The organism is Bacillus sp. 7884-1 (genome assembly GCF_002272245.1).
Classification (GTDB): Bacteria; Bacillota; Bacilli; order Bacillales; family Cytobacillaceae; genus Neobacillus.
The window spans coordinates 1-11,854 of sequence record NZ_NPDD01000062.1; the positions used below are offsets into that span (position 1 = coordinate 1).

Annotated in this window: 8 protein-coding genes; 1 reads left to right on the forward strand and 7 read right to left on the reverse strand. The window is 37.4% G+C overall.

Translation table 11 applies throughout. From position 1 onward, the window contains the following. Positions 1-99 precede the first annotated feature (99 nt). The 3 genes from CHI06_RS07940 to CHI06_RS07950 all read right to left on the reverse strand — a co-directional run bounded on the left by CHI06_RS07940 (position 100) and on the right by CHI06_RS07950 (position 4,186). Positions 100-537, reverse strand: a complete 438-nt coding sequence (locus CHI06_RS07940; protein ID WP_095247890.1) for a response regulator — start codon at positions 535-537, stop codon at positions 100-102. 111 nt (positions 538-648) lie between these two features. After that, complete coding sequence (locus tag CHI06_RS07945; RefSeq protein ID WP_095247891.1) at positions 649-2,430, reverse strand: ABC transporter ATP-binding protein; 1,782 nt, start codon at positions 2,428-2,430, stop codon at positions 649-651. Continuing rightward, the gene (locus tag CHI06_RS07950) at positions 2,417-4,186 is read right to left on the reverse strand and encodes an ABC transporter ATP-binding protein (protein ID WP_095247915.1); all 1,770 of its coding nucleotides are present in this window, start codon (positions 4,184-4,186) and stop codon (positions 2,417-2,419) included. The genes CHI06_RS07945 and CHI06_RS07950 overlap by 14 nt, the downstream gene beginning before the upstream one ends. Positions 4,187-4,392: 206 nt before the next feature. Between CHI06_RS07950 and CHI06_RS07955 the strand changes: the two genes are divergently transcribed. Next, positions 4,393-5,268 (forward strand): helix-turn-helix domain-containing protein, encoded by an 876-nt coding sequence (locus CHI06_RS07955; protein ID WP_095247892.1) that lies wholly within the window; start codon positions 4,393-4,395, stop codon positions 5,266-5,268. Between the two features lie 116 nt (positions 5,269-5,384). Here CHI06_RS07955 and CHI06_RS07960 read toward each other — a convergent pair whose 3' ends face one another. The 4 genes from CHI06_RS07960 to CHI06_RS07975 all read right to left on the reverse strand — a co-directional run bounded on the left by CHI06_RS07960 (position 5,385) and on the right by CHI06_RS07975 (position 11,818). Beyond that, complete coding sequence (locus CHI06_RS07960; RefSeq protein ID WP_095247893.1) at positions 5,385-6,872, reverse strand: alpha-N-arabinofuranosidase; 1,488 nt, start codon at positions 6,870-6,872, stop codon at positions 5,385-5,387. Positions 6,873-6,920: 48 nt separating this feature from the next. Continuing rightward, positions 6,921-8,201, reverse strand: a complete 1,281-nt coding sequence (locus CHI06_RS07965; RefSeq protein ID WP_095247916.1) for a glycoside hydrolase family 27 protein — start codon at positions 8,199-8,201, stop codon at positions 6,921-6,923. Between the two features lie 181 nt (positions 8,202-8,382). After that, positions 8,383-10,002, reverse strand: coding sequence for a response regulator transcription factor (locus tag CHI06_RS07970; protein ID WP_095247894.1), 1,620 nt, complete (start codon positions 10,000-10,002; stop codon positions 8,383-8,385). After that, on the reverse strand, positions 9,980-11,818 hold the full coding sequence (locus tag CHI06_RS07975; protein ID WP_095247895.1) for a sensor histidine kinase: 1,839 nt from the start codon (positions 11,816-11,818) through the stop codon (positions 9,980-9,982). The genes CHI06_RS07970 and CHI06_RS07975 overlap by 23 nt, the downstream gene beginning before the upstream one ends. Between the last annotated feature and the right edge of the window lie 36 nt (positions 11,819-11,854).

Genomic DNA, 11,854 nt, shown 5'->3' on the forward strand with positions numbered 1-11,854 from the left:
CAGTTACCTTTAACACAGTATTATCAATAAAAATCTAGCCATGTTGGGGCTAGACTAACTAACCGCACTTTTCCAAGTTGATACTCAATAGGTGTAATTTCAACCGAAGCCATTCACCATCTGTTGAAATTCAATTTGTTTTAAGTCTTTCTTTTTTTGTTTTTCTAGGTTTTCTACTATTTTTTTGATTACTCGGCAAAATTCTTCTGAATCAAACATGTCTTTAACTAGATAGTCCTGCACTCTTAGATTTAATGCTTGTTTGGCAAATTTAAATTCCGTATGGCAGGATAAAATAACTACCTGTAAGTTCGGATTTATCTCTTTTAACTGTTTAGTCAGTTCAATCCCATTCATTCGGGGCATCCCAATATCGGTAATTAATATATCCGGCATCTCCTCGGAAGCCTTTTCAAATGCACTTCTGCCATTTTCGTGTGTACTATGCAGTGTTACTCCCAGTTGCTCCCATTCAATCATTTCTGACAACATTTCTATTACTGGAAAATCATCGTCAACTAGCATTACTTTGTACATGTTACTTGCTTCCTCCTTTAGGAAAGACCATCCTATGCTTATAAACGAAAGTGACCCAAAAGGAAAATTCCCTATTGGGTCACTTTACTTTACACTCTTACTTTTTTTGACTTATCCCACTTCTAGAGATTGATACTGTGATTGATGCAGCTTCCAATAGTAACTTTTTTGTCCTATCAATTCTTTATGAGAACCTTCCTCTATGATTCTTCCTTTATCAATAACAAGGATACGGTCTGCATTTTGTATGGTGGAAAGACGATGTGCAATAATAAAGGATGTTCTCCCTGCTAACAGTGTTTCTAGTCCTTTTTGTAAGGCAAGCTCTGTTTCTGTATCTATGGATGATGTTGCCTCATCAAGAATTAATATCTTAGGATCAGCTAAAAGCGCTCGTGCAAACGAAATCAACTGTCTCTGTCCAGTAGAAAGTCTTGTGCCTCTTTCATTTACCTCTGTTTTATACCCCTCAGACAATCCACTAATAAATGGATGAGCCTGGACAGCTTTCGCTGCTTCCATCACTTCTTCATCTGTAGCATCAAGTCGTCCATAACGGATATTATCCATAATCGTACCTGAGAAAATAAAAGGATCCTGAAGCATGACACCCATCTGCTTTCTAAGAGAGGCAATGGTTACCGAATGAATATCAACTCCGTCTATTTCAATCGTGCCGCTGCTTACATCATAAAAACGACTAAGTAAACTGACTATCGTAGTCTTTCCTGAGCCAGTAGCTCCAACTAGAGCAATTGTTTCACCAGAATTCACATTTAGATTAATGTTTTTAAGGATTTTCTCTCCTTCTTCATACCCAAACGTAACATCTTTGAACTCCACTTTACCCTTTATTAAAGGAAGCTCAGACGCAATCGGAAGATCTTTAACTGTCGGTTTTTCATCAATCATTTCAAATATTCTTTCTAGATATGCCGTAGCATTAATAATAGCATTATAAAAATTCCCGATATTCGCTATTGGTGCCCAAAACATTCCTATGTACCCAACAAAAGCAACCAATGCTCCAACTGTTACTCCATCACCAATAAGAGAGATGCCGACAACATAAATGAGTGAGGTCGTAAGTACTGAAATGTTTTCAATCGATGGCCAGAGCAGGAACTGAATTCTCACTGCCCTCATCCACGAGCTTCTATAACTATCAGATACTTCACTGAAAATTCGTTTGTTTTCTTCTTCCCTTGTAAAAGCTTGTGTCACTTTAATGCCATTAATACTTTCATGAATATAAGCATTCAAGTTGGATTGTTTGTTACTTAACACCTGCCATGCTTTCCGCTGGGCATTTTTAATTAGCAGGATAACGGCTGCAAGGATTGGAAACCCAATCATCGCCAAAAGGGTTAACTTTACATCAATCGCTAACATAAAACCTAGAATCACGAGAAGACTGAAAAGGTCAGTAATCAAATTAATTAATCCATTCGATAATAAATCACTTAAGGAGTTTACGTAGTTTACCACCCTCACCAAAATCTTCCCATGCGGTCTGCTGTCATAGAAGGTAAATGATAACTTTTGTAAATGAGTGAACAAGTCTTTCCTAATCTGGACAATGACACTTTGCCCAATCTGGGACATCATTCTAATTTTATATTTCATACATATCCCAGTGATGATTATGGCGATTAAGTAAATACCTGCAAGAACCATTAATCCGCCTAAATCCTTGGCCGGAATTTCCTCGTCAATGGCTTTACTGATTAGATACGGTCCAATTAAGTTTGCCCCGCTGGCAAACAACATGATAAAAACAGTAAATAGGATCTTTTTTTTGTATGGCTTTAAATAGACCATCAACCGTTTAAGCTGTATAAAACTAAATGGAGATTCCAACTCTTCATCCACATCAAATTTATTGCGAGCCATTGAGATAGTTCACCTCCTCAAGGTCATGCACACCATCAAAATTTCCAACTTGATTTTTAAACACTTTAAAGTAACTTCCTTTTTTCGCAAGCAATTCTTTATGATTCCCTCTTTCAATGATTGTGCCATTTTCCATTACAAGAATTAAATCTGCATCCTTTACTGAAGAAATACGATGAGCAATAATAAAACAGGTTTTTTCCTTTAGAAATGATTTTAAGGTTCTTTGGATGCGCATCTCAGTTTCCATATCCAACGCGGATGTTGTATCGTCCAAAATTAAAATGGATGGATCTTTTAATATCGCCCGCGCTAATGCAATCCGTTGCCGTTGTCCTCCGGAAAGACCTACTCCCCGTTCTCCAATAATGGTATCGTACCCCTCTGGCAGCTTTGAAATAAAATCATCCGCCTCTGCCATTTTAGCCGCAGCTTGAACAGCATGGAAGGAGGCATTTGGGTTCCCATAAGCTATATTTCCTTCAATCGTATCTGAAAAAAGAAATATATCCTGCATAACTGTAGCCATGCTATTTCTCAATTTATGAATATCCCAATCTCTTACATTAAGTCCATCCAATCTTACTTCCCCTTTGGAAGCGTCATAAAACCTGCTAAGAAGATTGACTAATGTCGATTTACCGGCCCCTGTAGGTCCGATAATGCCTACCGTTTGTCCCTGTCTAATCTTGAAGCTTATATCATTCAATACTTGTTCGTCCCCATAACTAAAGGAAACTTGGTCAAATTCCACAACACCTTTGAATTGTTTAACATTGTACCTTTTTGTTTCATTCTTTATTTCTGGTTCTGTATTTAATAATTCTTCCACTTTTTCAGCCGAGGCAACAAACCTTTGGACATCATTAAGTAACCACCCAGCCATTCGCATTGGATTATTTAATGCCCAAATTAATGAATTAAACGTGACCAACTCACCCATAGTCAGAGACTGTTTAATGACCATGTATCCTCCAACTACGATCATTACCACTGTTAATACTCCTGCAAGTGAATCGAGAATAGGCAAATACTTTTCCCAGACTTTTGAGGAGGCAAGATTCTTCTCCTTGAAGGCTTCATTTTCTTTTGAAAACTTTTCAATTTCGTACCCTTCCTTAGCAAAGGCCTTTACAACTCGATTTCCGCTAATGTTTTCCTGCACAACTGAATTTAACCTCGCAAACTGTCCCCTAATGGCTGAAAACGTTGGTTTGACCGTAAAGGATAAACGCATGGCAAAGAATCCAATAATCGGTGTAACCGCAAGCATAGCTAAAGCTAACGGCGGATGAATATAGAACATAAACCCAATGGCAAATAGCAGGATCGTAATATTCTCAAATATCATGTAAATTGTCCACGCAGTAAAATGCCTGACAGCTTCTAAATCCCCTGTCATTCGTGCCATGATATCTCCTGTTTTTGTCTGATCGAAAAACCTAAAATCTAATTGGTTCAGTGTGTCATATAATTTTTCCCGTATGGTGAAGATGACACTTTGGGAAACTCGCTCGAACATTAACTGATAATTATAGCGAACGACTGTCTTAATGACGGTTATGCCAATCATTGAACCTAAAAAAATCCATAATCGTTCATTCTCTTGGCCATAAATAACCTTATCAACGATTTTCCCAGCAAAATAGGGGTTAAGCATATTTAGCACAGAAACCACTAATGCTAGAAAAAGGCCGCAAAATAACCTTATTCGAAAATCCCTTATATACCCCCATACCCAGCGCATGCTTTGCATCATTCACTTAATCCCTCCCCGATGCTTAAACATAAATACATATTATTATCGTAACTCCCATTATATGTATTTATATTTAACTCTAATTCTTTTATCCTAGTAACAAAAATAAAACATTTATGAACCTATTATATGGTTATAATTAAAGAATAAAATGCAAAATCATAACAAAAATTTGCACAATCCTAACACAAAAGGAGATAGAAATGCTTCAATTATTTGCCCCTCCCCTGCCAACATTGGTTGCTGCTGGTCAAAATACTTTTGATATTGGACAATCACATATAAATCGTAACAAGATTGGTGTTTTTGATTTGTTAGTTGTCACAGAAGGACGATTGCATATGGGTGAAGATGACCAACAATTCCAGGTTAGCAGCGGGGATACTCTAATCCTATATCCCGACCGGCATCATTTTTCTATATCACCCTGTGACCAAATTACTCACTTTTTTTGGTTTCATTTCACTGCTTCCAAAGGCTGGCAGGACCTAACGATGTCTAAACCCTTCCAATATGATGAAAAAGCAACTGGAGAGCGAAGAAACGTTTTTGTTGAAAATCCTTTCGGAATTACACTGCCTCAGTATTGTAAATTATCAAATTTGGAAACAATCGAACATCTATGCTCGAAAATTATTTCTTCTGAAGATGAGTCAATCTACACTGGAGAATGGCAGCGTCAAATTCTCTTTCAACAATTACTTCAGGAGCTTTCAACGCATATGAAGTTAGCAAACTCTATGCCTGCATTTGCAGTCGCAGAAAAAGCTGCTGTCTATTTGAGGAAAAATTATGCCCAAAAGGTCACTTACGAAGATCTTGGCCATGCCCTCAGGTTCCATCCTAATCATATTGCAAGATGTATGATCGAGGCTTTTGGCTGTACGCCGATTGAATATATTAATAAAATTCGTATAGACCAAGCTAAGATTCTGCTGCTTTCAACAGATTGGAGTACGGATAGAATTTCAGAAGTTTGCGGATTCACCCAGTCTGCATATTTTAGCAGGGTCTTTAAAAAACTAGAAAAACTATCACCCAGTCAATTTCGAAAACAATATGTTGGGAACATTCTGTAAGGAAACCCACTACCTGAACATATCTTTAGATTTCACCTAAATCGGGCAAAGTCTTTATCTTAAAGACTTTGCCCGACTTCTTGCGTTATATTTTTTTGGCAATAGGAAAACCAAACCTACTCTAAAACGATTGTAACAACAGACATGGCTGGAAGATTAATAGTCAATTTGTTATTTTCAACTGTTACACTAGTAAATTCTGTTGGTTTTACGACATCAGGCTGCTCAAATGTATTATGAGCATTCATCGTATCAGCCGTGAGGATTGTTCCTGAAACTTTTGTATCTGCAGCATTAATCCCACGAAGGTCAATATCTAATACTGCTTTGTTAGTAGGATCAATATTACAAAGACTGATATGAACTTTTCCTTCGGCATTCTTAGATGCAGATACACTTACTTGTGGTACAGCCTCTCCGTTATACTCATAAGTGCCAAATGAAGATTCAACCGCTAATAGCTCAGCATCCTGATGGACCTTGTACATGTCAAACACATGATAAGTTGGTGTAAGAATCATTTTTTCACCCTCTGTTAAAATCATGGCTTGCAGCACATTGACCGTTTGAGCAATATTCGTCATTTGTACACGCTCACAGTGGTGGTGGAAAATGTTAAAGTGTAAACCTGCGACCAATGCATCGCGGATGGTGTTTTGTTGATATAAGAATCCTGGGTTCGTTCCCGGCTCAACGTTAAACCATGTCCCCCACTCATCTATAATCAATCCAACGCGTTTTTGTGGATCATATTTGTCCATAATGGTGCTATGTTTTGTTACTAATTCATCCATATGAAGGGCCTTTTTCATGGTTTGGAACCACTCGGCTTCAGGGAAATCGACAGCAGATCCTTTATTGGACCAAGACTCACCTGGAACCGTGTAATAATGAAGACTTAATCCATTCATTAACCAGTGGGCATTCTTCATTAGTACTTCCGTCCAATTATAATCATCAGAATTGGCGCCGCCTGCAATTTTATAAACTTTGTTATTCCCATAGTTTCTTACATAGGTTTGATACTGGCGGTATAGGTCTGCATAATATTCAGGACGCATGTTTCCTCCGCAGCCCCAGTTTTCATTCCCGACACCAAAATAGGTTAATTCCCAGGGCTCGTCTTGACCATTCTCCCGGCGCCAGTTAGCCATTGGAGATTCGCCTTCAAAAGTCATGTATTCAACCCACTCTGACATTTCTTGGACAGTTCCACTTCCGACGTTTCCACATATATAAGGCTCACATGCTAACAGCTCACATAAAAGCATAAATTCATGTGTGCCAAAATGATTATTTTCAACTACACCGCCCCAATGTGTGTTAACCATACGTTTCCGACTTTCACTTGGGCCGACGCCATCCTTCCAATGGTATTCATCCGCAAAGCAGCCGCCCGGCCATCGAAGCACAGGGACATTAATATTCTTCAATGCCGCTAACACATCGTTACGAATTCCTTTCGTATTTGGAATGGAAGAATTCTCCCCCACCCAAATCCCCTCATAGATACATCTCCCAAGGTGCTCAGCGAAATGTCCATAAATATTTTTATTTATCTTTCCTTTTGGGATATCGGAGTTGATTATTACTTTATTTTCCATTAACAAGAACCTCCATATGAACTAGTAGTAGGTATTTAAACGATTCAATCAATAAAGCTTAAGTAGCATTGATCCATGTGGCGGCAGAGTTTGGCTAATCAAATCTAGGGCATGACCCAGCTCTTCCTGTTTCCAGACATCTCTCATACTTACTGAGGATGAGAGACCTAACTGCTCCAACGTTACTCGTACCAATGCAGGTTCATCACTTGCATTAAAAAGGGCCGCAAAGGTATGATTCTGTCTATCTTTAGCGGTCCAGACAATCCTATCATCTTGACGGTAAAGAAGACGCTTGCTATGGCTGTTTTGATTTAATTCCAATACTTCTTTATTGGTAAGTAATGAAAGGGTCCATTCATCATTGTCACGAAGTTCTCCGCCAAACATCAGCGGCGAGCGGAAAATAGACCAAAGAGTCATCATTGTTACTTGTTCATCTCTGGTGAAGCGCGTCCAGCGGTCACTGCCGCCTCCATCAACAGAACGGATGCCGATATGACCTAGAGGCAGCATGTCACAGTCTGGCCAATGGCCCGGAGCAGAATGCTCAACCCATTTTTCACATCTTTCAAACATTCCATAGAGCAGGCTCCACTGATCCCAAAAATCATCCGTCATTCTCCACATGTTGGCATTCGCCTTTAGGGTCTCTGCATATTCAAGTGGTGCTGGCCCTGGCGATAGGCTTAGGACCATATCTCTCCCGCTGTGATCAATGGCTTTTCGAATCAGTTCGATTTCTTCATTATGAATGTGATAAAGTCTCGAGGCGGCAATATCATCCACTTTAACAAAATCTACTCCCCATTCTGCGTATAATTGAAAAAGGGAATTATAATATTCCTGTGCCCCTTCTTTTGATGCATCGACCCCATACATATCCGTATTCCATGGACAAATAGAATTTGGATGGGCTATATCTCTTGCCCCAGCATTTGTTCCTAAAATTGGTGTATTCGCATGAACTGCCTGCCTCGGAATTCCTCTCATGATGTGAATACCAAATTTTAATCCCAGGTTATGTACATAATCAGCTAAGGGTTTGAACCCTTTACCTCCCTCTGCAGAAGGAAACCGGTTTACGGCAGGAATTAACCTAGAATACTCATCCATTTCCAATGGTACAAATGGGCGGTATACCGAAGAGACTGCACCTGGTTCATACCATTGAATATCTACCACTACATACTCCCAGCCAAACGGTTTTAAATGTTCAGCCAAGTAGTCAGCGTTTCCTTTTACTTCCTCTTCCCTAACGGCTGCACCGTAACAATCCCAGCTATTCCAGCCTAATGGAGGTGTTTTTGCGAATGTATGATGTCTCATTTGTTTATTAATTCCTTTCAAGGAGTTATTTCACTCTTATTTCAAAGCGCTTACAAATCATTATAATATTTAATAGATATAATACTATGCAATTATTTTTACTGAAAACTCTATTAATTTTACTTTTTATCATAATACGCGGAGTGCAGGCGAAAAAAAAGCCCAGAACTTAATCTGGACTTTACCCTGCAGATACTTTCCCGCTTCGAAACTCAATAGGTGTTACCCCTACATGGGTTTTAAATAGTTTAATAAAATAACTTTGGTTATCATATCCTAGACGTTCACAAATTTTCCCTACAGAATCAGGCGTTTGTTCAAGCAATTCCTTAGCCCTGGTAATCTTCATTTTGGTAACAAATTCAACAAAGTTTTCACCTACTTCTTTCTTGAACAGGCGGCTAAAGTAGCTTTGATTTAAAAATAAGTAGCTGGATACCTCCTCCAGACTGATTCTCTTTTCTAGATTTCTAGAGACGTAACCGATGGCATCCAAAATTTCACTTCGCTTTGTTTGACTATAAGCAGCTTGAGAACGCTTCAAAAGGGATTTAAAGAAATCAATGAGCAGCACTTTTAATTCAGATAAATTATTACTCAAAATAATCTTATTATGCAGACCCTCCACTATATATTCAGAACGAAATAATTGCAGTGCCTGTAATTTAACCTTAAAATCTAGAAGCAGTTTCAACATCCATTCCTTTACCAATTCAGGATGAAACTTCTTTTCTTCAATGAAAGTGATCCATTTGGTAACAATAGGGGTTATCATACTTTCATCTTTTACGACCATTAACTCTCTAAATTCTGAAGCTGCTTCATCATATTTCGAAAACAAGTCATCATTTTCAGGCTGTACCACTTCTCTTTTGCTGATTGTTCCTGGAGCCATATAAAACCGCTGATGTTTTGCACTTTGTAAAAGAATTAATTCATTTCTCAATTCAGTAAAGCTTGAGAAACTTTTCCCCATCATAAAAGATATATTTATATTAAAATAATTTTTTAATGCCTTTTGAATTTTTTGGATACATTCTTTTTTTTCATCAAAGGAGCCTTTTTTTAGTTTATGTAGATTCGGAAAACACAGTAGAATTTCTTTTGCCCCGAAACTAAAGAAAACTGCTTCAGATTTAGAATCTTTTATAATATCTGAGACGATATTTTGAATGGCAAATGTTAAAGTATCTTCTGATAGATATCTTTCTTTTTCTAAATTGTAATCATGGATTATTGCCATTGAAGCTGTGTATGCTGTTCGATCTAACTGAAGTCCTAAAGATTCAGCCTCATTTAGCCACTCTTTTTCATCCACTGATGCTTGATTGATGGTTTTCTTGATGAACCTTTCCCTCATGCTGTTCTTATTTTTATCCAACAAGTGTTGTAATTGAACCTGCTTAATGTCTTTCTTTTTTTGTTTTTCAAGGTTATCTACTATCCTTTTAATTACCTGGCACAGGTCTTCAGGATCAAACATGTCCTTTACTAAATAATCCTGGACCTGCAGCCTTAATGCCTGCTTTGCGAAATTAAATTCAGAATGACACGATAAAATGACAATCTGCAATTGGGGATTTAGCTCTTTTAGCATTTTCGTTAGTTCAATCCCGTTCATCTTCGGCATGCCGATATCTGTAATTAATATATCAGGCATCTCATACATAGCTTTTTCGAAGGCAGCTGCACCATTTTCGTGCGTACTTTGAAGCGTTACTCCCAGGTTTCCCCACTCAATTGCCTCAGACAATAATTCTATTACTGGATAGTCATCGTCAACTAGCATTACTTTGTACATTAGGTCTCCTGCCTCCTTTAGGGATGGACATAATGACTTGCGTTCCCTTATCTAATTCACTGTTTATATCCATTTTGAATTCCTGGCCAAAAGTCATATACATTCGTTCATATACATTTGATATTCCTATCGACGAGAACCCTTTATTATTTTTTGATGTATTATTATCTAGAGTGTGAGAGTGGATTAGCTTCCTTTTTAGTTGAGATAATGTCTGCTCATCCATTCCTCCGCCATTATCTTCTATAATGATGATTACTTCATTTTCTGTCATTTCCGCATTGACGATTATCTTGCCTGCACTCTGGTTTAGACCATGTATGATACTGTTTTCAATAATTGGCTGAAGAATAAACCTTGGAATCATGATTAAATTTGCTGCTTCATGAATGGTTATTTCTACATCCACCTTTTCTTTTTGCCTCATATTCATGATGTTAATAAAATCCAAGACAATTTGAACTTCTTCCTGAAATGTGATGATTTCTTTGTCTTTCGCTATTGTCATACGCAGTAATTTTGACAAGGAACTAATCATATTAGCACTTTCTTTATCTCCTTTTACCATGACCTTCATTCGAATGGAATTAAGAACATTAAATAGGAAATGAGGATTGATTTGTGCCTGAAGCATATCTAATTCTGCTTTCCTTTTTCTTTCCTGCGTGGCTGTTATATCCTGAATCATTTTATTGATGGTATTAAGCATTTGATCGAAGGACGACGACAGTCTGCCTATCTCATCCTTCCCCTGAATATGTGAGCGGATGTTTAAATTTCCTTGCTGTACTAAGTCTGCCACATTGCCTAGACGAACAATTGGCTTTGTAATTGATCTTAAGAAATAAGTCATAAGGAATAGAAAAATCGTGAAAAATACAACTTGAAAGGCCACTACTTTATTAAATATTGTGTTAATTTTATTTGTTGCTTGTTTATAGGGAATTAACGATACTAACTTCCAGTCGGTAAATGAGATTTTTTGTTCAGCTATTAAATAATCCTTTCTTGAAATCTCGAATATATTTGACGAGTTTTCTGTAAGCTGATCACTGTATTTGAACTTTTCTCCAACTCTATTGTCGTTTGTGTGGGATATAATTTGGTTTGAAGAATCTAAAAGTATCATTTCTTCCTTGCCATTCATGTTCTCGAATATTTGATTAATCTTATTTTCCATTATGGTTACAATTACATAGCCGTAAATATTTAAACTTTCATCCCTTAATGTCCTAGCAACTGATATTTGGTAGGGATTAATCGGTTTTTCTGATTTAAACATGGTAGGCTGGCTGCTAATCCACACTGTTTCATAACCTTTTGTTTTATTTAATTGTTTAAACCAATCTTCCATATATATTTCTTTGGGATTTAATTCATAGTTAGAGTAATTTGTATACGATATACCATTTTCCAAGAGAATTGTCACATACGACTTTCCGCCAACCAATGTAATATTTTCAAGTGTTTTAATTATTTTACTGTCATCTAAAAACTGTTCGTATTTCTGTTGTGATGTTTGACTTTTTGTACTCTTAATTTTTCGCTTTAGTATCGTATTCATTTCTGCATCGACTTGTATAAAGTTTGTTATGTACATCATATCTTCTAGAAGCCTTTCCACATATTCATTGGCAATGGAGAGTTCCCTATTTGCGTTTGAATGTGCCTGCTCCTTTATCGTATCTTTCGTTAAATAGTTATAGATAAATAAGGTAAAAGTGGCTGGAATGACAAGACAAATGATAGAAATGAACATAACTTTAAAACGAAAAGAACTTGATGATACCAACAAATCCCTTACCCTATTCCACATAATCCTCAATCCTCCTACCGGAGTTGTACAGGTACG